This is a genomic window from Paludisphaera mucosa (assembly GCF_029589435.1).
In the GTDB taxonomy this organism is placed as follows: Bacteria; Planctomycetota; Planctomycetia; order Isosphaerales; family Isosphaeraceae; genus Paludisphaera; species Paludisphaera mucosa.
The window spans coordinates 224,337-244,109 of record NZ_JARRAG010000002.1; the positions used below are offsets into that span (position 1 = coordinate 224,337).

At 70.3% G+C, this 19,773-nt stretch carries 18 protein-coding genes; 5 read left to right on the top strand and 13 right to left on the bottom strand.

The features are described 5' to 3' along the window. Positions 1 to 16: 16 nt before the first annotated feature. The 6 genes from PZE19_RS10405 to PZE19_RS10430 all read right to left on the bottom strand — a co-directional run bounded on the left by PZE19_RS10405 (position 17) and on the right by PZE19_RS10430 (position 5,622). The gene (locus tag PZE19_RS10405; protein WP_277860548.1) at positions 17 to 886 is read right to left on the bottom strand and encodes an ABC transporter ATP-binding protein; all 870 of its coding nucleotides are present in this window, start codon (positions 884 to 886) and stop codon (positions 17 to 19) included. Then, on the bottom strand, positions 883 to 1,740 hold the full coding sequence (locus tag PZE19_RS10410) for an MlaE family ABC transporter permease (protein WP_277860549.1): 858 nt from the start codon (positions 1,738 to 1,740) through the stop codon (positions 883 to 885). Before PZE19_RS10410 ends, PZE19_RS10405 begins: the two co-directional genes overlap by 4 nt. A gap of 239 nt (positions 1,741 to 1,979) precedes the next feature. Continuing rightward, positions 1,980 to 2,255, bottom strand: coding sequence for a hypothetical protein (locus tag PZE19_RS10415; RefSeq protein WP_277860550.1), 276 nt, complete (start codon positions 2,253 to 2,255; stop codon positions 1,980 to 1,982). A gap of 461 nt (positions 2,256 to 2,716) precedes the next feature. Then, positions 2,717 to 3,865 carry a Sua5/YciO/YrdC/YwlC family protein gene (locus PZE19_RS10420; protein ID WP_277860551.1) on the bottom strand — a complete coding sequence of 383 codons (1,149 nt, stop codon included), beginning with the start codon at positions 3,863 to 3,865 and terminating at the stop codon, positions 2,717 to 2,719. A 64-nt stretch (positions 3,866 to 3,929) separates the two neighbouring features. Then, the gene (locus PZE19_RS10425) at positions 3,930 to 4,226 is read right to left on the bottom strand and encodes a YbeD family protein (RefSeq protein ID WP_277860552.1); all 297 of its coding nucleotides are present in this window, start codon (positions 4,224 to 4,226) and stop codon (positions 3,930 to 3,932) included. 463 nt (positions 4,227 to 4,689) lie between these two features. Further along, positions 4,690 to 5,622, bottom strand: coding sequence for an NAD(P)-dependent oxidoreductase (locus tag PZE19_RS10430; protein WP_277860553.1), 933 nt, complete (start codon positions 5,620 to 5,622; stop codon positions 4,690 to 4,692). A 159-nt stretch (positions 5,623 to 5,781) separates the two neighbouring features. On the opposite strand from PZE19_RS10430, the gene PZE19_RS10435 reads away from it, so the two are divergent. From PZE19_RS10435 to PZE19_RS10445, 3 genes are all read left to right on the top strand, one after another. Continuing rightward, on the top strand, positions 5,782 to 7,320 hold the full coding sequence (locus PZE19_RS10435; protein ID WP_277860554.1) for a glycine hydroxymethyltransferase: 1,539 nt from the start codon (positions 5,782 to 5,784) through the stop codon (positions 7,318 to 7,320). A gap of 30 nt (positions 7,321 to 7,350) precedes the next feature. Then, complete coding sequence (locus PZE19_RS10440) at positions 7,351 to 7,719, top strand: rhodanese-like domain-containing protein (RefSeq protein ID WP_277860555.1); 369 nt, start codon at positions 7,351 to 7,353, stop codon at positions 7,717 to 7,719. A 173-nt stretch (positions 7,720 to 7,892) separates the two neighbouring features. After that, positions 7,893 to 9,023: a glycoside hydrolase family 43 protein gene (locus PZE19_RS10445; protein ID WP_277860556.1), complete on the top strand. Its 1,131-nt coding sequence runs from the start codon at positions 7,893 to 7,895 to the stop codon at positions 9,021 to 9,023. On the opposite strand, the gene PZE19_RS10450 is transcribed toward PZE19_RS10445, so the two are convergent. From PZE19_RS10450 to PZE19_RS10460, 3 genes are all read right to left on the bottom strand, one after another. Then, positions 8,968 to 10,296, bottom strand: coding sequence for a glycosyltransferase family 4 protein (locus tag PZE19_RS10450; RefSeq protein WP_277860557.1), 1,329 nt, complete (start codon positions 10,294 to 10,296; stop codon positions 8,968 to 8,970). The genes PZE19_RS10445 and PZE19_RS10450 overlap by 56 nt on opposite strands. Before the next feature lie 141 nt (positions 10,297 to 10,437). Next, a complete protein-coding gene (locus tag PZE19_RS10455) occupies positions 10,438 to 12,861 on the bottom strand; it encodes a hypothetical protein (protein WP_277860558.1) in 2,424 nt (807 codons plus the stop codon). A 305-nt stretch (positions 12,862 to 13,166) separates the two neighbouring features. Then, entirely contained in the window at positions 13,167 to 13,508 is a 342-nt protein-coding gene (locus PZE19_RS10460) for a hypothetical protein (protein ID WP_277860559.1), read from the bottom strand. A gap of 773 nt (positions 13,509 to 14,281) precedes the next feature. Between PZE19_RS10460 and PZE19_RS10465 the strand changes: the two genes are divergently transcribed. Both PZE19_RS10465 and PZE19_RS10470 read left to right on the top strand, forming a co-directional pair. Further along, the gene (locus PZE19_RS10465; protein WP_277860560.1) at positions 14,282 to 15,571 is read left to right on the top strand and encodes a fatty acid desaturase family protein; all 1,290 of its coding nucleotides are present in this window, start codon (positions 14,282 to 14,284) and stop codon (positions 15,569 to 15,571) included. A 105-nt stretch (positions 15,572 to 15,676) separates the two neighbouring features. Beyond that, on the top strand, positions 15,677 to 16,309 hold the full coding sequence (locus tag PZE19_RS10470) for a Uma2 family endonuclease (protein WP_277860561.1): 633 nt from the start codon (positions 15,677 to 15,679) through the stop codon (positions 16,307 to 16,309). 45 nt (positions 16,310 to 16,354) lie between these two features. Here the strand turns inward: PZE19_RS10470 and PZE19_RS10475 are convergent, their stop codons facing one another. From PZE19_RS10475 to PZE19_RS10490, 4 genes are all read right to left on the bottom strand, one after another. Then, positions 16,355 to 16,984 (bottom strand): hypothetical protein, encoded by a 630-nt coding sequence (locus tag PZE19_RS10475; RefSeq protein WP_277860562.1) that lies wholly within the window; start codon positions 16,982 to 16,984, stop codon positions 16,355 to 16,357. Beyond that, positions 16,981 to 17,313: a PadR family transcriptional regulator gene (locus PZE19_RS10480; RefSeq protein WP_277860563.1), complete on the bottom strand. Its 333-nt coding sequence runs from the start codon at positions 17,311 to 17,313 to the stop codon at positions 16,981 to 16,983. Before PZE19_RS10480 ends, PZE19_RS10475 begins: the two co-directional genes overlap by 4 nt. Positions 17,314 to 17,451: 138 nt before the next feature. Continuing rightward, positions 17,452 to 18,531 carry a glycosyltransferase family 2 protein gene (locus tag PZE19_RS10485; protein ID WP_277860564.1) on the bottom strand — a complete coding sequence of 360 codons (1,080 nt, stop codon included), beginning with the start codon at positions 18,529 to 18,531 and terminating at the stop codon, positions 17,452 to 17,454. Next, positions 18,492 to 19,607: a sugar transferase gene (locus tag PZE19_RS10490; protein ID WP_277860565.1), complete on the bottom strand. Its 1,116-nt coding sequence runs from the start codon at positions 19,605 to 19,607 to the stop codon at positions 18,492 to 18,494. Before PZE19_RS10490 ends, PZE19_RS10485 begins: the two co-directional genes overlap by 40 nt. Positions 19,608 to 19,773 lie beyond the last annotated feature (166 nt).

Sequence of the window (19,773 nt, forward strand, 5' to 3'; positions counted from 1 at the left end):
TCAGGGGCCGCGTCGGTCACGGCCCCGCCGCGCGATTCTGGGCCGCCAGCTCGCGGAGCCGCTCGCCGGCCTCGCCCTTGACGAACTGGCGGACGCGGGGGTCGGCCGCCTCCTCCAGGCCGTCGGGCGGGCCGTCGTAGATCACCTGCGACTGGCCGCGGCCGGTCCGCGCCAGCGGGAAGAACATGACGACCCGGTCGGCCACCTTGGCCACCGTCCGCATCTCGTGGGTGACGACCACGCCCGACTTGTGGCCGCCCCGCTGGGTCTGGAGGATCAGCTCGTTGATGACGTCGGTCATGATCGGGTCGAGGCCCGTGGTCGGCTCGTCGTAGAGCATCACCTCGGGGTCGAGGGCCAGCGCCCGCGCCAGGCCCACGCGCTTGCGCTGGCCGCCGGAAAGCTCGGCCGGCTTCTTGCGCTCCAGGCCCATGGGGAGGCCGACGTCCTGGAGCCGCTCGGCGACGATCGAGGCGACGTGCTCCTCGTCGCAGACCTTGTGCTCGCGGAGGCCGAACGCCACGTTGTCGTAGACGCTCAGGCTGTCGAACAGGGCCGCCATCTGGAAGAGGAAGCCGAACCGCAGCCGCAGCTTCACCATGGCCCGCGCGTTCATGCGGGTCACGTCCTCGCCGTCGAAGAGGATCCGGCCGCTGGTGGGGTGCAGCAGGCCGATGATCAGCTTCAGCAGCACCGTCTTGCCGCAGCCGCTCTCGCCGATGACGCAGACCGTCTCGCCCCGGCGGATCGTCAGGTTCAGGTTGCGCAGGACCTTCTGCTGGCGGAACTGGATGCAGACGTCCTGGAACTCGATCATCTCGCCGCCGGGGGCCGGCGTCGGGCCCTTCGACGGCGCGGGGGTCGGCTGGGGCGGGCCGGCGCTCATAAGAGCCCCGAGGCCTGGGGCCAGATCGAGCGGTAGGCGGTGTTCCAGAGCAGCCCGAGCACGAAGTCCAGGAACAGGATCGCCATGAACGAGAAGACGAACGCCTCGGTCGCCGCCTTGCCCACGCCCTCGGCCCCCGCGGTCGAGTTGAACCCGCGATGGCAGCTGATCAGCGCGATCGCCGACCCGAAGAAGAGGCTCTTGAGCACGCCGGCGAGGATGTCGAGCCCCTCGACGTAGTCGCGCGAGTGCTTCCAGTAGGCGAACGAGTCGACCCCCATCACCTGGGTGCAGACCGCCGCGCCGCCGATGACCCCCATGAAGTCGGCCATCAGGGTCAGGAGCGGGATCAGCAGCAGGCAGGCCAGGAACCGGGGGACCGCCAGGTAATAGATGGGGTCGGTCCCCAGGGCCGACAGGGCGTCGATCTGCTCGGTGACCCGCATCGTCCCCAGCTCGGCCGCCATCGACGAGCCCACCCGGCCGGCGAGCATCGTCGCCGCCAGCACCGGGCCCAGCTCCTTCACGAGCGAGATGTTGATCACCGAGCCCAGCCGCGTCGCCAGCCCCATCATCTGGAATTCGTGGTACGCCTGGACCGCCAGCACCATGCCGATGAACGTGCCGGTGATCGCCACGACCGAGACGCTCTGGACGCCGATCGCGTAGAAGATCGGCACCAGGACCGACCAGCGCGGTCGGCGGCGGAAGATCCAGCCCAGCGTCCGGGCCGAGAAGAGGCCGACGTCGCCGATCTCGGCGACCCGTTCGAAGACGTGCCGCCCCAGGCGATGGACCGCGGTGTCCGGGCCCTCGACCGCGTCCTCTTCGAGATTCAGCGCCGCCACGGCCATCCTTGCCACTCCTGTCGGGTCGATCCCACGATCCCGCCGCGATCCGCCCCCGCGTCGGGCGCAGGCGCGACGCGTCGATCGCGGACGAGGTCCGGCGACGGCCCGGCCATTCTCGACATTCTTCGATCCCTTGGCAAGCCCGACCGAACTCGGCCGGGCCGGCGGCCGCTCGCAGCGGGCGTAGGCCGAACCCCGGGCCGCGACGAGCCCTCGACCGTCCGGGAGAGGGGCGCCCCGCCTCAGCGAAGGATGCGGACGTAGATGCAGCCGTCGTGGATGCAGATATCGGCCTCGACGCCGTCGAGGCCCGGCAGGGCGACCTCCATGTAGTTGAACTCGGCGTCGTGATAGCGATGCACCGACTGCTTCAGGCGCCGCGAGCCCTTCCGGGCGTCGAGGCGGGCCAGGCCGCCCAGCAGGTCGTGGACCAGTTCGGCTACGGAGCGTCGCGGAGACGGCTCCATCGACGTCGGGCGGAGGGCGGGGAGGGAGGCGAAGGGAAGGGTCTCGGACATGTTGGAATATCCTTGAGAAACGGCGCCTCCCGCGGGCGGGGACTCGCAATGGCTGCACGGGGGATCGCGAATCCTCTCATCGAGCGGGCAAACTCTCTTGGTGCACCGTGACCGGCGGATCCCCTGCGATCCTGGGTGGTACGGCATTTCCGGCGGATTCAGAAGGCGATTCGGATCCAGGACCTGTTACAAGTCGATCGAGGCGGGATGAGGCGACTGCTAGGCGACGAGACGGCGGCCATGCCGGGACGGGCACCACACTCGGCGGAAGTTCATACATCAAACCGAAACAATGTATGCTTGCTCGTGTGGGTCGAACTTTAATATAACGCCCTCACGCGTGGTGTACAGCTATTTTTTTCCGCGTTTTCGAGAGATGAATTCGTTAGGGGGGCGGGACCGTCGTAACGCGTTGCGGGTCGGGGCTTAAGAAGCGGTCGCGACGAGCAGCGGCCTCGTGCTCAGGCGACGGCAGGCCGAGGAACGCCGAGTTCGTCCAGCCGCCGGTCGAGCATGCGCTCCAGGGCCTCGGCGGTGCGGCGATAGGTCTGATGGTCGGAGCCGATCGGGTCGGGGACGTCGTCGCCCTCGGGGTCGAGGAGCGTCGCGAAGGTTTCGGCCTCCGGGGCGGCGTCGAGGAGGGTGTCCAGGTGGTCGAGGGTCATCGCGAAGACGCGGTCGGCCTGGCGGATCAGGTCGAGGCTGACGGCGCGGCTGCGGTGCTGGTCGAGCGAGCCCCCCATGGCGCGAAGGACCTCGACGGCGTGGGGGGCCGCCGGCGCGCCGTGAGAGGCCGCGACGCCCGCCGAGACGACGAGGTAGCCCCGCTCCTCCAGGTCGGCCACGGCGCAGTTCAGGCGGCGGGCGAGCAGGACCTTGCAGATGGCCTCGGCCATCGGGCTGCGACAGGTGTTGCCGGTGCAGATGAAGGCCAGGACGATCCCGGAGCGTCGGGAGAGCGTCGCGGCGTCGACGGCCCCCTCGCGGACGATCGACCAGCGGTCGTCCTGGACGCGGACGGCGGTCGCGACCCGGCCGAAGCGGGTCGGCCCGGAGTCGATGGCCATGTCGACGCCGGCCATGGCGCGCAGGGGGTCGGCGGTCGTCGCCGGCGAGCGGTCGGGGTTGCGGACCAGGCTGAGCACCAGCGGGGCCGGGCAGAACCGAAGGAGGTGCCGGATCAGCGGATCCTCGGGGCAGCGGAGGGCCACGTCCCCTTCGGGCGAGATCATCGCCTTGACCGGTGCCGGGAGGCGGTCGAAAAGGCCGTCGCGGGAGGGGCGCGGGAAGATCAAGGCGACCGGGCCGGGCCAGCAGCGGCGGGCCAATCGGCCGCCGATCGCGGGGATCCCCGGGACCCAGTCGGCCGCCTCCGCGGGGCCCTTCACCAGGATGGTCAGGGGCCGGGGCGCGGCGTCGCCCCGGAGCCGACGGAGCTGGGCGACCCCCTCGGGATTCAGGGCGCTGGCGGCCAGGCAGTAGACCGTCTCGGTCGCCAGGCCGACGACGCCCCCCTGGGCCAGGCAGGCGACGGCCCGATGCACCACGTCGCGGGCGTCGTCGCACTGCGACAGGTCGATCCACTGGGGCGATGCGGGGCTGTCCGTCATGGAGATTCGAAAAGTCCGGCGCTTCGGCGCGGAAAGGATCGCGGGGGGAGACGGTCGGATCGGATCAGATCAGATAGGCCAGGCCGCCGACGTCCCGGAGCTGCTCGTAGATGGCGAGGACCTGCTCGGCGTTCTGGACGGTCAGCTCGAGCGTCACGGCGATGTGGCGGCCCCCCGGCGTGATCCGCACCGAGTAATCCAGGTCGGAGGGCGCGGCCAGGTGGGACGACACGGCCTGGACCACCCGCCCCTCGAAATCGTCCTCGGCCCGGCCGATCGCCTTGATGATGTAGCTGCCGGGGAACAGGTGCGTCGATTCGAGGAGTTCCAACGAAGGGCGATGAGCCGGTTCACTGTCCATGGCCTTGCTCCCAGGGAAGGCAAGAGCGAGCTGGCGACGGGTCCGCATCGCGGGAGTCGCCTCAATCATACGGCCCGACCCGCCCCTCCGGAAACCCGACTCGGCGATTTTCGGCCCCTCGCCCGATCCGGCCGGCTTCGAAAACACGAACAGCCTCACGCCGAGGGATCCTCGGGGCGAGGCTGACCGCGAATGCTCTGCCTGGGCGGGGGGGAGTCAGTCCTGCGGCGGGCCGGCGGGGACGTGGCGTCGACCGGTCGGCTGCTGCGGCGGGGCCTGAGTCCGGCGGCTCATTTCTTGCGATGACGGATCTTGCTCCGCATCCGGCGCTTCTTGCGACCGACCTTGCGGCGACCTTTGCCTCGACGACGACTGGCCATGCGTTCTCCTTGGGTTCCGGAATCGACACGGACGCGGGAGGGCGCCGCGGGGCGCGCTCCGATTCAAAACTCCATTTTATACCTCAGGAGGCGTCCGGGCTCAAGCGGTCCTCCCACGGGACGCGCGAGAGGTCGGCCAGCGCCAGCACCAAGGCCTGGGTCCCCTTGCGTCCCCGGCCCTGCGCCGCGACGGCCCGATAGAGCTGTTCGGCGAGCGCCAGGCCGGGCATGGCGAGGCCCATCCGCCGCGCCTCGGCCAGGGCGATCCCCATATCCTTGAGGAAGTGCTCGACGAAGAAGCCGGGCTCGAAATCGCCGGCGATCATGCGGGGGGCGAGGTTGCTCAGGCTCCACGAGCCGGCCGCGCCAGTGGCCACGCTGCGGAGGACCGTCTCCAGGTCCAGGCCGGCCTTGCGGGCGTAGAGCAGGGCCTCGCAGACGCCCACCATGTTGCCGGCGATCAGAATCTGGTTGACCATCTTGGCGTGCTGGCCCGAGCCCGGCCCGCCCTGGAAGACGATCGTCTTGCCCATGGCCTCGAACAGGGGCCGGAGGGCCTCGGCGACCGCGGCCTCGCCGCCGATCATGATCGACAGCCGGCCCTCGCGGGCGCCCACGTCGCCGCCGGAGACCGGCGCGTCGAGCGCGTGCACGCCCGCCGCGAGGGCCCGCTCGGCGATCTCGACGGCCAGGGCGGGCTCGCTGGTCGTCATGTCGACGAGGACCGAGCCGGCCGCCGCCGCGGACAGCACGCCGCGATCCCCCAGGATCACCTCGCGGACGTCGCGGGGGTGGCCGACGATCGAGAAGACCACGTCCGAGGTCGCGGCGACCTCGGCCGGCGACGCCGCCGCCCTCGCCCCCTTCGCGACCAGGGGCTCGACCTTCGACGGCGTCCGGTTGAAGACGGTCGCCGCGTAGCCGGCGGCGAGCAGCCGGCCGCACATCGACGTCCCCATCACTCCGGTCCCGATCCAGCCGATCCGCGTCTTCCCGGGTTCGATGCGCAGGTCCATGGGTCGGGTCCTCGCGGCCGCGGGGGCCTCGTGGTCTTGAGCCTTCGGAGAGCCCGGCGATACAATTGAGCTTTCCGACGGGTCGATTATAACCGGAAGGTCTCGACGCGACAGTCCGGGGCCGTCGGCCCATCCCTCGGCACGAGTCCAAGGCACGACATGCGACCTTCCCTGATCCAGAGCTACCTGTCCGGCAAGGCCGCCGGCGACGTCTCCCCCGCGTTCCTCGCCTACCTCGCCAGCCTGGAGACGGTCGCGGGGGTCGCCCCCGACGTCGCCCGCGCGATCGTCGCGGAGCTGGCCGACCAGCGCGGCAACATCAAGCTGATCGCCAGCGAGAACTACTCGTCGCTGGCCACCCAGCTCGCCATGGGCAACCTGCTGACCGACAAGTACGCCGAGGGGATCCCGCACCACCGCTTCTACGCCGGCTGCGACAACGTCGACGCGGTCGAGGACCTGGCCAACGCCCGGGCCTGCGAGCTGTTCGGCGCCGAGCACGCCTACGCCCAGCCCCACAGCGGGGCCGACGCCAACATGGTCGCGTTCTGGGCCATCCTCCGGGCCCGCGTCGAGCTGCCCGCGATGGCCGAGATCCTCGGCCTCGAGAACGCCGCCGCGCTCGCGCCGGCCGACTGGAACAAGATGCCCCTGGAGCAGTGGAACAAGGTCCGCGTCGCCCTGGGGAGCCAGCGGCTCCTGGGGATGGACCTGGCCTCGGGCGGCCACCTCACGCACGGCTACCGCCTGAACGTCTCGGGCAAGATGTTCGAGGCCCACGGCTACACCGTCGACCGCGAGACCTTCCTGCTCGACTACGACGCCATCGAGAACCAGGCCCTCGAAGTGAGGCCGCTGATCCTGCTGGCGGGCTTCAGCGCCTATCCCCGCAACATCAACTACCGCCGGATGCGCGAGATCGCCGACAAGGTGGGCGCGGTCCTGATGGTCGACATGGCCCACTTCTCGGGCCTGGTCGCCGGCAAGGTGCTGACCGGCGACGAGGACCCGCTGGCCTTCGCCGACGTCGTGACGACCACCACCCACAAGACGCTCCGCGGCCCCCGCGGCGGGCTCGTGCTCTGCAAGAAGGAATTCGCCGAGCACGTCGACCGCGGCTGCCCGCTCGTGCTGGGCGGCCCCCTGCCCCACGTCATGGCGGCCAAGGCGGTCGCGTTCACCGAGGCCCTGCGGCCCGAGTTCAAGACCTACGCCGCCAAGATCGTCGAGAACTCCCGGGCGCTCGCCGAGGCCTTCGTGTCGGTCGGGCTCAACGTGATCTCGGGCGGGACCGACAACCACCTGGTCCTGGTCGACGTGGCCTCGGCCCTGGGAGTCACCGGCCGCCAGGCCGAGGACGCCGTCCGTCGCTGCGGGATCACTCTCAACCGCAACCCGATCCCGTTCGACCCCAACGGCCCCTGGTACACCAGCGGCCTGCGGTTCGGCACCCCCGCCGTCACCACCCTGGGCATGGGCCGGGCCGAGATGCGCGAGATCGCCGAGGTCGTCCACCTGGTCCTCACCCACATCGTCCCCGCCGAGGGCAAGTCGGGCGGCAAGGACAAGGCCAAGTACACGCTCGATCAGGCCGCCGAGAAGCAGGCCAGCGACCGCGTGGCCAAGCTCCTCGAATCGTATCCGGTCTACCCGGAACTCGACCTGGCGTTCCTCAAGGCCCAGTTCGACGCGAGCTGACCGCTCCGGCCCAGGGAGGGCCGCCCCCCGATGTCGACCGAAGCCCTCGGGCCGATCGTCGAGCTGACCGCCCGGACGCTCCGCGAGCGGCTCGACGCCGGCGAGCCCATCACCCTGCTGGACGTCCGGGAGACCCACGAGCGGGCCTTCGCCGCCATCGCCGCGCCGGCATCGGCCGGCGACCTGTTCATCCCGATGCGTACGGTCCCGGCCCGCCTCGACGCGATCCGCGAGGCGCTCGACCGCGGCCCGGTCGTCGCCTACTGCCACCACGGAGTCCGCTCGATGATGGTCGCGCGTTGGCTCGCCGACCGCGGCCTGGCCGGCGTCCTGAACCTCGAAGGGGGCATCGACGCCTGGTCGATCAACGTCGACCCCGACGTCCGCCGCTATGCGTGATGCGACCCCGTAAGCCGCCGCCAGACTCCCTTCTCCCCTCGTGGGAGAAGGGGGCCGAAGGCCGGATGAGGGGCTCGTCGTCCGACGCCGGCCTTCCGGATTTTCCACAACGCCGCGCCGGCCTCGGAGATCCCGAGGCCCCGATCAACCCTCGATCCCGAAGGACGAATGCCATGACCGTCCTCTCCCTCAGGACGCCTCGGATCGCGGCCCTCTTCCTGGCCCTCGGCGGCTGGCTCGCGACCGCGGAGGCCCCGGCGCGGGCGCAGGCCGAGGTCGGGAAGCCCGCCACGTTCCGGAACCCGATCAAGCTCCAGGGGGCCGACCCCTGGCTGATGGTCCATGACGGCTGGTACCACCTGGCGACGACCACCGGCCGCGACGTCCGGCTCCGCCGGGCCCGGCGGCTGGAGGACCTCAAAACGGCCGAAGATCGGATCGTCTGGCGGGAGGAGGATGCGACCCGCAACCGCGACCTCTGGGCCCCCGAGTTCCATCGCCTCGACGCCGGCGCGGGGCCGCGCTGGTATCTGTACTTCACGGCCGGCGACGGCCGCGAGCCGAGCCACCGGATGTACGTCGCCGAGTCGGCGGCCGACGACCCGATGGGGCCGTACGCGTTCAAGGCGAAGCTCAAGACCGACCCGAAAGACGAGTTCTACGCGATCGACGGCACCGTCCTGACGATGCCCGGCGACGCGCTCTATTTCGTCTGGTGCGGCCGGCCCAGCCCCTCGGGCCAGGGGCTCTACATCAGCCGGATGACGGACCCGTGGACGCTCGTCGGGCCCCGCGTCTACCTGGACGTCGACGGCCTGGGGTGCGACGTCGTCCGCGAGGGGCCCGTCGCGCTGCGGCGCGGCGACCAGGGCCGGATCTTCCTGGCCTATTCGACCTGCTCCGCCGACACGCCCGACTACAAGCTGGGGATCGCCTCGATCGCCCCCGACGCCGACCCGATGAAGAGCAAGTCGTGGGAGCCGCGGATCCGGCCGGCCTTCGAGCGGAACGACGCCTCCGGCGTCTACGGCCCGGGCCACAACTCGTTCTTCAAGTCGCCCGACGGCCGCGAGGACTGGATCGCCTACCACGCCAAGCCGGGCAAGGCCGTGGGCTACGCGGACCGATCCACGCGCGCCCAGAAGTTCACCTGGGACGCCGAGGGCACGCCGGTTTTCGGCGTCCCGCTCGGGACCGGCGTCGACGTCCCCGTCCCGTCGGGCGAGCCGGCGGCGGCCGACGAGTCGGTCACACGTCGACCGGCTGGCCCTCGGGGATCGGCCGCTTCTCGACCAGCGCCGTGAGGATCTCCAGGACGCGGTCGGCCTTGCCATCCCAGTCGAGGTACATCTCGTGGACCCGCGCTAGCGCCCCGCGGGAGAGTCGCTCGCGCAGCTCGGGCGAGTCGGCGAGCCGCAGCATGGCGTCGGCCAGGCCCCTCACGAAGCCCTCTTCCGAGCCGGGATCGACCGGGATGCCGCAACTGTCGTTGACGTAGATGCCCGGCCCCGCCCAGTTCGTCGCGACGACCGGCTTCCCCAGCGCCATGGCCTCCAGCATCGCGGCCCCGCCGCACTCGCGGATCGAGGGCATCACGAACACGTCGGCCCGGCGGATGATGTTCATGGCCTCGGGCCGCGAGATCCAGCCGTGCAGGTTCACGGCCGACCGCAGCGCCGGCGAGCCCTCGACGGTCCCCTTGATCTCCTCGAACATGTCGCCGGCGCCGATCAGGTCGAGGACGCAGTCGGGCCGCTTCTGGAGCACCAGCTCGAACGCCCGGACCAGGTAGCCGATCCCCTTCCAGTCCGCGAACCGCCCCGAGAAGACGAACCGCGGCCGCTCGTCGCCGTCGCTCGCCGGGGCTGGGCCGTCCTGCGGCGCGCCCCAGAGCGAGAGGTCCACGGCGCTCTCGATCACGGTGATCACCCGCCCCCGACACCCGCTCGGCAAGGCCGAGGCGGTCTGCCGGTTCGCGACCATCAGGACGTCGGCCTTGCGCTTGCCCGGCACCAGCCGGTTCGCCAGGTTCGACAGGCTGCGCGTGAACATGAAGGTCGCCCGCGTCAGCCTGGAGTCCAGGTGGCGGAATGCCGGCGGGAAGTCGAGGCCGCCGCAGAGCGGCCCGATCGCCACCGGCACGCCCAGGTCGTACATGAAGCTCAGCCCGCGGGGCGTGATGGGCGCGGGCTCCAAAACCACGTCGATCAGGCCGCGGCGTCCCAGGTCGATCGCGTGCTTGCGCAGACGCATCTGGGTGCGGTAGTGGATGAGCTGGTCGAAGATCATCTCCCGGAGCCGGGCGGGGAAGAACTGCGAGATGCGGTAGAGGGTCTTTTGCAAGGGCGTGTCGCTCGCCAGGTAGATCCGGTCGAGGTCGTCCGGGAACCCGGCCTTCAGCTCGGCGCCGACCCGCTCGTGGCAGGCCAGCCAGACCTCGACGCCGCGGGCCCGGAAGAGCTTGGCGTAGAAGTAGCCCATCGCCGTCTCGCCGCCGCTCTTCATCGAGATGTTCTCGGAGACGATCAGGACGCGAGGGCGGGCGCTCGTCGTGGCGGGGGCGGCGGGCGAAGACATCGGGGCGTGGGCCTTTCTTCGAGGAGGGGCGGGCGAGACGATCGGGGACGGCCTCTCCGGTATCAATCTCCCTGGATTCTGGATTAAATCCGCGGCCTTTTCAACGTCCTCGTCGCATCGCCCCATCCCGTCGAGGGCGGCTCAGGGGATTTCCAGGACCGCGAGGTCCTCCGCATCCAGCTCCAGCGCGGCCTTCCCTTCCCGCCACGAGACGGCCGTCCCCCGGACCAGCTCACGACCCTCGCCCGTCTTCGCGGCGTCGAGCGTGATCGTCGTCGAGATCCGCTCGGCGGAGTCGTTGAAGACGGTCAGGCGGCGGTCGCCGAAGCGCTCGACGTAGACCCGCTCGTCGCCCGAGCGGGCCCTCGTGATCGGCTCCCAGCCGGCCTCGGCGACGAGCCTGGCCAGCGGGACGTACTTGCGGAACAGGGGTCGGTCCCGCTCGTACAGCTCGGGGCGGGTGAAGTAGGCGCCCTCGGAGGCGTTGTGGCTGAAGAAGCCGGGGAACATCCCGTAGGCGACCGACCGCTTCATGTACTTCTCGACCTTGTCGGGGCCGAGGCGGTCGAACTCGCTGTTCATCAGGAAGCAGAAGGGCTTCCCTTTGCAGAGGGCGCGGCGGAGCAGCAGCTCGGGGTCGGGCATCGGCCGCCAGCGGCCGCCCGGGTTCCAGTCGGACTCGGTGCCCATCACGTCCAGCAGCGGGGCCAGCCAGCAGAGGCGGTCGGGAGTGGAGTTGGCCATCATCAGCTTGCCCATGCCGTGGACGTCGCGGGCGATGCCCCGCACGTATTCGAAGGCGATCGTCCCACGAAAGACGGCCGGGCGGCGGTCCTCCAGCGCGAAGACCAGCGGCGCCTCCGACCTCGCGAAATGGTCGCGGCGGAAGTCCAGCTCGTCGGTGACGTAGCCCTCGCTCGAGTCGACGTACTCGCCGTCGAGGTCGCCCTTCGTGCGGCCGGGCCCGTAGAGGCGGTCGCGGATCCGCGGGTTCCATTTGACGGCGAAGTCGTCGTCGGACGCGAGGCCGGGGGTCGAATTCATGCTCCAGACGGCCCCCTTGTTCCAGGGCTCGTCGCGGAAGAGGGCGACGGGCCCGCCGTCGCGGTCGTGGTAGACGCTCGATCGCCAGGCGCGAGCCTCGGCCTTGCCGGAGGCCGCGAGCCGCTCGGCCTCGGCCGTCGCGGCGGCCAGCGTGCGGGGCATGCCGGCGGGCATCGGCATCCACCAGGTCAGCGGCTCGGTGTAGCGGAACGTCAGGATCCCGTGCGCGTCGTCCCACTCGGGCTCGTCGCTCCCTTCCTTGAAGCGGAAGCCGAAGTCCTCCCAGCCCTTGACCTGGCTGATCGGGGTGAAGGGCATCCAGAGCCCCTGCTCGGCCACTCGCCGCTCGAAGGCCTCCGGGAACAGCCGGTAGTAGGCGTCGAGCGCGGCGCGGAACTCCCACGCGGGATCGAAGCCGAACCGGCGGAACCGCAGCCGGGCCTCGTTCTTCTCGGCGGTCAGGGCGACGTCGAACGCGATGAACAGCTCCTCGGTCCCGGCGTTGTAGCCGACCCGAAAGAAAGCCGGACGCGCCATGTCGAGCCCCAGGGCCGTCCCACGACCGCCCTGGACGACGGCCCCGAACGGGTAGGCCGACATCCGCCCGTTCGCGCCGGCCCGGAACTGGGAGGGCGCGGACCTCAGGTACTCCCGGCCCGGCTCGACGGCCGAGGCCCGCCGCGGGTCGTCGAGCCAGCGGGCTCCCGAGGCCGCGACGGGCGTCGTGTAGACCAGGGTGACCGCGCGGTCGCGTCCGGTCTTGTCGCGGAGGACGACGTCGAACGACTCGGCGTCCTTCACGTCTCGGCCGCCCGTCAGCTCGATGCCGACGGCCTGCCTGGCGAGATGGACGAAATCGCCGTCGGCCGCGACGTCGCGGACCTGGAAGCCCTCCTTCGCCGGGCTTTTCGGGACGACCGGCACGCCGTCGAAGACGACCCCGCCCGCGCCGGCCTCGACGACCTCCAGCCGCGCGCCCCGGAACCAGGCCTTGCCCGCGTGGCCCCGCATCAGCAGGTTGACCGAAAGCTCCTTGATCGGCCGGGCGGGGACGAACGCCACGCGGGCCTCTTGCCAATCGTGCGAGCCGACCTTGAACGGCGACGACCGGCCCCAGACGGCCGTGCCGTCGTCGTAGACCAGGTCCAGATAGAGCGAGTAATCGGCGTCGGGGCCGCCCGAGACGCCCTCGGCCTTGCTCCACGCGGTCGCGACGATCGGCATCGCCCGCTTCTGGTCCAGGACGACCCGCTGCGACGCCCCCCGCCGCGCCCCGGCGGACTCGCCGTTGTCGCACACAAAAGCGTCGCCCTCGACGACGTAGCCCTGGTCCCAGGGCGTCCACTTCGCGGCTTCCAGCCGGTTTCTCCCGCCCTCGCGGATCCGGACGACCGCCTTGGCGACCGCTCCGTCGGGAGGCTCGGCGGACCGCCCCTGTGGGCCCCCGAGCGCGAGCGTCAGTAGGGTGAACGCGATCAGGCTGGGTGTGCGGAAGGCACGGGGCGCAGGGTGGGGGATCACGGGGCGGCTCCTGGGCGGGGTCGGTTCCGGCGCCCCTATCGTGCCCCTCGCCGCGTCGCGTCGCAACCGTCGAGGGCCCGAGCGAGCCCGGGGCGCAACGAGAAAGGGCGGACCTTCCCCCCTTGCTGAGGATGGTCCGCCCTCGGAGGCGGGATGTCGGGAAGTGGTTCGGAGGCCTCCCCCCTTGCAAAAAGGAGGACCCCGTTTGTGCGTGGCGGGATCAGGTCGGGCGAAAGCCCCTCCCCCTTGCTAAGAGGGGCCCCCGCGAAAGGGTGCATCGAAGCCCGAACGGGCGGGGTGATTCGTCAATAACGGCCCACGAGGTCCGGCGAGCGGCCGAGCGCGGGGGGGAGTTCGTGGAGCGCGGCCGGCGGGTCGAGCCGACGGTACTCGCGATGGGCGTGGCGGGTCGGGCCGTTGGGGCCGAACGTCCCCTGCTTGGTCAGGAAGTCGGCGTTCAGCCGCAGCCAGCGGAGGATCTCGCCGGCCGCCTCGCCCTTCACCAGCAGGTCGTTCCGGCCCCCGGCCTGCGAGGAGAAGCCCAGCCGCAGCTCGGGCCCCTCCGGACCGTCGCCGTCGACGACCGCGTAGGCCAGCAGCTCCGGATTGATCAACGTGTCGCCGACCGACAGGAATTTTTTGCTCATGAGACGTCTCGATTTCGCTTTCACGTTTTGGGAGCGAGGGGGCTCCGACGGGACCCGGGCGCGACCTTCGCGCCGCGGCGGTCCCGGAGCCTCCGGGTTCTCGTGTTCGGTGCGGACCGCGAGTCGATCGAAGTCCGTCGATCGCCCGCGAATGACGGGGGCCTGCAACGCCGGGAGGCGGAGGTCCTTCCCGGACGCCCTACTGGATGGGCGTCAACAACAGCCTCGATTCGTTCGGCTCGGCATGCTCTGCACTCCTGAGAGGCCGACGAGGTGCGAGCGGGAAGAGGTCTCGAAACCCGACGTCGGCCAGGACGACCTAAACATAACGAGGGATCGGTAGGGGATCAAGGTTAGTTCTATAATTTCTATAGAATTTATATGGAATACACTCCCCGCCCCCTCGCCACCTTCATTTCATTCCCCCGCATGAATTCAGGGCGTTTGACGGAAAGTATTTCGCGAGAAGATTTTGCCGTGACCATGTCGCCCGCGTGCCCGCGCCGCCGACGCGGCCCCGTCCCAAATGACGTAGGGATCAGGAGAAAACCCTCGCGTCCCATGTAAAGTCGTCGCGCGCCGAAGTCCGTCCGCCGCCGTCGAGCGGCTGTGCCCACTCGTCCTGGCATTAAGCGACCTTTACGTAGGATTGGATATTCGGGCAAAATACATGGAATAGAGAAAACAGAATCCCGATTTAAAGGAGTAGATTCCCAGGGGCTGGGCGGGTTTCAACGTCGAGACTTCGCCCGGAGATCGGGGGGGGAGCCAGAATGAGCGTCTCAGAGACCGCACGGCCGTCGTTCGACGACGTCGTCCTGCAGCGGCGGATCATGCAACTGCGACGGCCGGACGACGTGACGAACCTGCTGTACCTTGCGCGGGAGTACGCGTGCCTCGTCCTGGCGATCGGCGGCGCAGTCGTCTTCGCGGAGTCGCGTGCGGGCTGGGGATGGTCGTGGTGGTGGAACGTCCCGGTGTTCGCCGCGGCGATGGTCCTGGTCGGGGCCCTGCAGCATCGGCTGGCGGGGCTGGGGCACGAGTCGTCGCACTACACGTTCGTCAAGAACCGGTTCCTCAACGACCTGATCCCCGACCTGTTCTGCATGTTCCCGATCCTGACGTCGGTGCACTTCTACCGCGTCTTCCACATGGCGCACCACCAGCACACGAACGACCCCGAGAAGGACCCCGACCTGCTGAACCTGGGGCGCGGCAAGCGGGCGTTCGAGTTCCCGATGACGCGCCAGCGATTCATCGCCCTGATCTACTTCTGCATGTTCGTCGCGCCGATCCGGTTCGCGGAATACCAGTTCGCCTACATGACGGTCAACACCCTGGGCAAGGGCCGGAGCATCTACACCGGCACGGTCGGCGGGCGGTGGTGCGACGTCTACCTGCCCCGGCTCTCGACGTGCCTGGGCGTGCTCTACGTCATGGCGATCAACGCGATGTTCGTGTTCCTGACGACGACCGGCCGGCCGGGCTGGATCGTCCCCGCGGCGCTGGTGGCGGGGGCCCTGGGGACGCTCGTCGCCTACACCCTGCCGGACCGGGCCGTATTTCAGTCCCCGTTCCACCAGGCCTATTCGACGCGCTTCGCTGGCTCGTCGCGGCTCTGGTTCTTCACGGTCGTGCTGGCGACGCTGGCGATGACCCGATGGGCCACCGACGGCCGTTCGCCCGCCTACGTGGTGCTGCTCTGGATCGTCCCCCTGCTCTCGACCTTCCCGTTCTTCATGCTGCTGCGGGACGTCTACCAGCACTCGAACGCGGACTCCGGGCGGCTGACCAACTCGCGGGTCTTCTTCGTCGATCCCTTCACGCGCTGGGCGGTGTTCATCTACGGCCAGGACATGCACATCCCCCACCACCTCTTCCCGACCGTCCCGCACTACAAGCTCGCCGAGCTGCACGGGCTGCTCAAGGAGCAGCACGACGCCTATGGCAGCCAGGTCGTGGAATGCCACGGCACGTTCGTCGGCGACCCCGACCATCCGACGATCCTCGACGAGATGACGAAGCCGCGGCCCCCCCTGCTCGCCGGCTCGACGGGCGGCTGAGGCCGACGACGCTGCCCGAGACGAGGACTTGACGCCCCCGGATCCCGGGGCCAGATTGAAGGCCGCGGGACGCCGAATCTTATCGATGGTGACGGGCGCAGCCGAATGGCGACGAGCACGATCGAGCACGTCCGGGCCGAGACCGGCCGCGACGTCTCAACATCCCTGTGGATCCCGGCCGACGTCCACCTCGCCGTCGACGCCGAAGGCTTCGCACGCCTTTCCGCCGCCAACCCCGACCTGCGGCTCGAACGTGCGGCCGACGGAGGCCTGATCGTCATGACGCCCGCATCGCCCGATGGAGGAGGCCGGGAGCTTGAGCTGGGCGCACAGCTCAGGAACTGGAACAAGGCGACAGGGCTGGGCAAGGCCTTCAGCCCCTCGACGGGGTTCACCCTGCCCGACGGGTCCATCCGCGCCCCGGCCGCCTCCTGGATCCGCCGCGACCGCTGGGAGGCCGTCGAGGCGCGCGAGCGAAGGCGCTTCTCCCGCATCATCCCCGACTTCGCGGCCGAGATCCGCTCACCCAGCGACTCGATCGCCGACCTCCGCGCCAAGATGGCCGGCTACCTCGCCCAGGGCGTGCGCCTGGGCTGGCTGATCGACCCGGAGTCGCGAACGGTGGAGATTTACCGTCCCGGACGCGAGCCCGAGACGCTCGTCTCGCCCAGGGAGCTGTCGGGAGAGGACGTCCTGCCAGGCTTCACGCTCGACCTGGCCGAGATCCTCTACGACTGAAGCGCGGCGGTCGTCGGCCGTGCCCGAGCACGCGGCTCCCTCGGTTCAAGAACTCAAAAGGAAGTAAAAGAACAGGATGTCGGCCGCTGCGAGGGCGAATCCCAGGGCCGCCGACCCGCAGGAGAGGCCTACAAGCGTCGAAGGCCTCCAGACGCCGCCCGTGATCGCCAGAACCACGGCCATCGTCCCGGCCAACGTCATGAATAGGCCGGCGAACCCCCAGAGCAGGAATAGAGCAAGCTCGGAGCTGAGCAGGGCTCCCAGGCCGTACCCGATCGGGAAGAGGGCCGACGAGGCCGCGGCCATCGCCCCCAGGATCGCCGACGCCTTGGCCGTATTCGACGACGAGTCGCCCGCAGCGTCGAGCCGGCCGGTCGCTGCCGCCGGCCGCAGGGCGACCGGATCGCGACGAGGCTCAACCCCCTCGTCCCCCAGGTAGGCTTCTGGCGGGTCGATCCGGGCCAGCACGGCCAGGACGTCGTCGCGCGAAGGCTCCCGGCCGGGCCCGACGCGCTCGCGCAGCAGCTCGTCGATCCGCGATTCGACCTCGCCGACGACGTCCATCCGCTCGGCCCGCGACACCCGGCCGAGCAGCGCCCGGTCGATCGCATCCAGCCGCGCGTCGATCAGCATCCGCGTGGAATTCATGGTCGCGCTCATCTCCGCCGTGCTCATCCTTGCACCCCTTCGAGTAAGTTGGAAAGGCTCGCGGAGACCGTTCGCCAGCTCCGCGTCATCTCCCGGAACCGTCGCTCCCCCTCCGACGTCAGGCGGTAGTAGCGCCGCATCGGCCCGGCCGGCGACGGCTCGGCGCGGATCGCCAGGAAGCCCTCGCGGGCCAGCCTCGCCAGCACGGGGTAGACCGTGCTCTCGGTGAACTCCAGGCCCTCGATCTTCCGCAGCCGCTCGACGATCCCATAGCCGTACGCCTCGCCGCCGACCATCGTCGCCAGCACCGCCAGCTCCACCAGCCCCTTGCGCAGCTGCGTCTCCCAAGGACTCATCGCACCTATCCCCCGCGCCCATCCGTCGCTACCATGCGATACACAGTACCAACCGGTGAGAGGATGTCAAGGCGTCGGATCCGCGCGATTTGCGCGCACCGATGCCGGGATCGGCCGAACGATCCGAGGGGACGGGTCTCAGCCCCGGGCGTCGTCGCGGAGGGCCGAGGCTTCGCGGGGGCGGCGGAGGTGGTTGACGACGTCCTGGAGCGAGCCCAGGCCGACGGGGAAGTGGGGCGGGCGGACGGCCCGACGGCCCAGGTCGGCGCGGGCCTTGCGTCGGGCCGGGAGCTTGCCCAGCTCGCGAACGGCGTCGACCTTGCCCAGGAAGAAGGGGATGAAGCGCAGCCGGGCCAACCGCCAGGCGGACTGGGCCAACAGCAGGCCGACGTGCGGCACGACGGCCGCCGCCAGTCGACGCGCGGGCAGGTTCGACCAGAAGACCAGCTCGGCGTTGCGGGCCATCAGCCGCTGGAGCCGGGGGCTGCGGTGGTCGGCGGTGGCCGAGATGTCGTGCAGGATGCGGCAGTGGGGCGTGAAGACGACGCGAAGGCCCGCCCACCGCAGGCGGAAGCCCAGGTCGACGTCCTCGTAATACGAGACCAGCGTCGCGTCGAAGCCGCCCAGCCGGCGCAGGACGTCGGCGCGGTAGAACGAGGCCGAGCCGCTGGCGCTCATCACGTCCTCGACGGGCCGCGAGGCCCATCGCACGGCGGGCTGGCCGTGGCCCCGCTTGGAGGGCCAGCCGGCCAGGCTGTAGCTGTCGCCCGCCGAGTCGACGCGGTCGGGCGTCGAGCGGACCAGGACCAGGGGGGTGACCGCGGCGACGCTCGGATCGCGAAAGGGTTCGAGGCCCGCCTCGATCCAGCCCTGCGTGACCTCGGTGTCGTCGTTCAGGACCTGCACGAACCGGCCGCGGGCGGCCTCGACGCCGGCGTTGGCGGCGCGGCAGAAGCCCTGTCCGGGGGCGAGCCGGACGACGCGGACCGAAGGATGCACCTGCGCCAACCAGCGGCGGGTCTGGTCGTCCGGGCCGTTGTCGGCGACCACGACCTCGCAGTCGAACGCGGGATCGCGCGGGAGGTGCCGGAAGACGCTCGCCAGGCAGGGCTCCAAGAGCGACCGGCCGTGATAGGTGGGGATCACGATCGAGCAGGCGGGTCGGGGCCCGGCCCCGTTCAGGCTTCCGGCTTCCTCGGCGGGCGCGAGATGTTCCACGAGGTCTTTCCCCAGGCGACGTGCTGGAAGGTCATGAAGAGGATGCGGAAGTCGATCCAGAACGACCAGCGGTTGATGTAGTCCAGGTCGTACTGGATGCGCTTGCGGAGCGAGGTGCGGCCCCGCCAGCCGTGGACCTGGGCCCAGCCGGTCATGCCGCAGGGGACGGCGTGCCGGAGGTTGTAGTCGGGCATGCCCGCGGAGAACTGCTCGACGAAGACCGGCCGCTCGGGCCGGGGCCCGACGAGGCTCATGTCCCCCCTGAGCACGTTGAAGAGCTGGGGCAATTCGTCGACGTTCGTGTGCCGCAGCCAGTCGCCGATGCGGGTGCAGCGGGCGTCGTGGTCGGAGGCCCAGATCGGCCCGGTCGCGTCCTCGGCGCCGCAGTTCATGCTCCGGAACTTGACGATCCGGAACCGCCGCCCCCCCTGCCCGATCCGCTCCTGGGTGTAGAAGATCGGCCGGCCCGAGCTGAGCAGGATCGCCGCCGAGACCGCCAGGAACAGGGGTGCGAAGAGGGTCAGGAGGGCCGCCGAGACCAGGACGTCGGCGGCGCGCTTGGCGAGCCGGGCGCCGTCGGTGCGCAGCCATTTGCGGACGCCGGCCGACGCGGTCCGCCAGTCGAGCGCGGGCCGACTCGGCGGGCCGTAGCCGTCGAGGTCCAGTCCGGTCAGGTCGGGGGCCTCGCCGCCGACGGCGACCCAATGGATGCTCACGCGGGCGCTCGACAGGCGTGCGAGCCGGGGCCGCAGGTGCTTGCGGGGGCGGGAGTGCGCGACCAGCACGTGGGTGGCGCCGGCCTCGTCGACGATCTCGTCCAGGCGGTCGATGTCGCCCAGGACGGGGAGCGGGCTGGTGCGGGGGTTGACGGCCAGGTGGCGGCCCCGCGAGCGCGGGCCCGTCTTGCGATGGTGGCCGGCGTCGACGAAGCCGATGATCGGGACCGGGCGCGAGTGGAGGTCGCGCAGCAGCATCCGCGCGTCGCGGGGGGCCCCGACGATGACGATCCGCTGGCGCGGCCGCCCGGCCAATTCGCCGATCCGCTCCCGTCCCACGACTTCCAGGGAATCATTCATGAGGCGCCACCGATCCCTCGGTCGGACTCCGGACGATCGCAGGGCCGACTCGGTCGCCCGATTGGCCTTTGCGGATCTCCGCCGTTCCCCGTACCATCCTTGGCGTAGGCCGCCCCGCGCGGCATTTCGTTCAAGCTTTTCCATCGGCCCGGCCGACGGAATCATC

Excerpts from the sequence above, each read along its gene's own strand:
- PZE19_RS10470 (WP_277860561.1), top strand. The coding sequence starts at position 15,677 with ATGGCGACGAGCACGATCGAGCACGTCCGGGCCGAGACCGGCCGCGAC.
- PZE19_RS10440 (WP_277860555.1), top strand. The coding sequence starts at position 7,351 with ATGTCGACCGAAGCCCTCGGGCCGATCGTCGAGCTGACCGCCCGGACG.
- PZE19_RS10415 (WP_277860550.1), bottom strand. The coding sequence starts at position 2,255 with ATGTCCGAGACCCTTCCCTTCGCCTCCCTCCCCGCCCTCCGCCCGACG.
- PZE19_RS10490 (WP_277860565.1), bottom strand. The coding sequence starts at position 19,607 with ATGAATGATTCCCTGGAAGTCGTGGGACGGGAGCGGATCGGCGAATTG.
- PZE19_RS10430 (WP_277860553.1), bottom strand. The coding sequence starts at position 5,622 with ATGGACCTGCGCATCGAACCCGGGAAGACGCGGATCGGCTGGATCGGG.
- PZE19_RS10480 (WP_277860563.1), bottom strand. The coding sequence starts at position 17,313 with ATGAGTCCTTGGGAGACGCAGCTGCGCAAGGGGCTGGTGGAGCTGGCG.
- PZE19_RS10465 (WP_277860560.1), top strand. The coding sequence starts at position 14,282 with ATGAGCGTCTCAGAGACCGCACGGCCGTCGTTCGACGACGTCGTCCTG.
- PZE19_RS10420 (WP_277860551.1), bottom strand. The coding sequence starts at position 3,865 with ATGACGGACAGCCCCGCATCGCCCCAGTGGATCGACCTGTCGCAGTGC.
- PZE19_RS10405 (WP_277860548.1), bottom strand. The coding sequence starts at position 886 with ATGAGCGCCGGCCCGCCCCAGCCGACCCCCGCGCCGTCGAAGGGCCCG.
- PZE19_RS10425 (WP_277860552.1), bottom strand. The coding sequence starts at position 4,226 with ATGGACAGTGAACCGGCTCATCGCCCTTCGTTGGAACTCCTCGAATCG.
- PZE19_RS10460 (WP_277860559.1), bottom strand. The coding sequence starts at position 13,508 with ATGAGCAAAAAATTCCTGTCGGTCGGCGACACGTTGATCAATCCGGAG.
- PZE19_RS10410 (WP_277860549.1), bottom strand. The coding sequence starts at position 1,740 with ATGGCCGTGGCGGCGCTGAATCTCGAAGAGGACGCGGTCGAGGGCCCG.
- PZE19_RS10435 (WP_277860554.1), top strand. The coding sequence starts at position 5,782 with ATGCGACCTTCCCTGATCCAGAGCTACCTGTCCGGCAAGGCCGCCGGC.
- PZE19_RS10445 (WP_277860556.1), top strand. The coding sequence starts at position 7,893 with ATGACCGTCCTCTCCCTCAGGACGCCTCGGATCGCGGCCCTCTTCCTG.
- PZE19_RS10475 (WP_277860562.1), bottom strand. The coding sequence starts at position 16,984 with ATGAGCACGGCGGAGATGAGCGCGACCATGAATTCCACGCGGATGCTG.
- PZE19_RS10450 (WP_277860557.1), bottom strand. The coding sequence starts at position 10,296 with ATGTCTTCGCCCGCCGCCCCCGCCACGACGAGCGCCCGCCCTCGCGTC.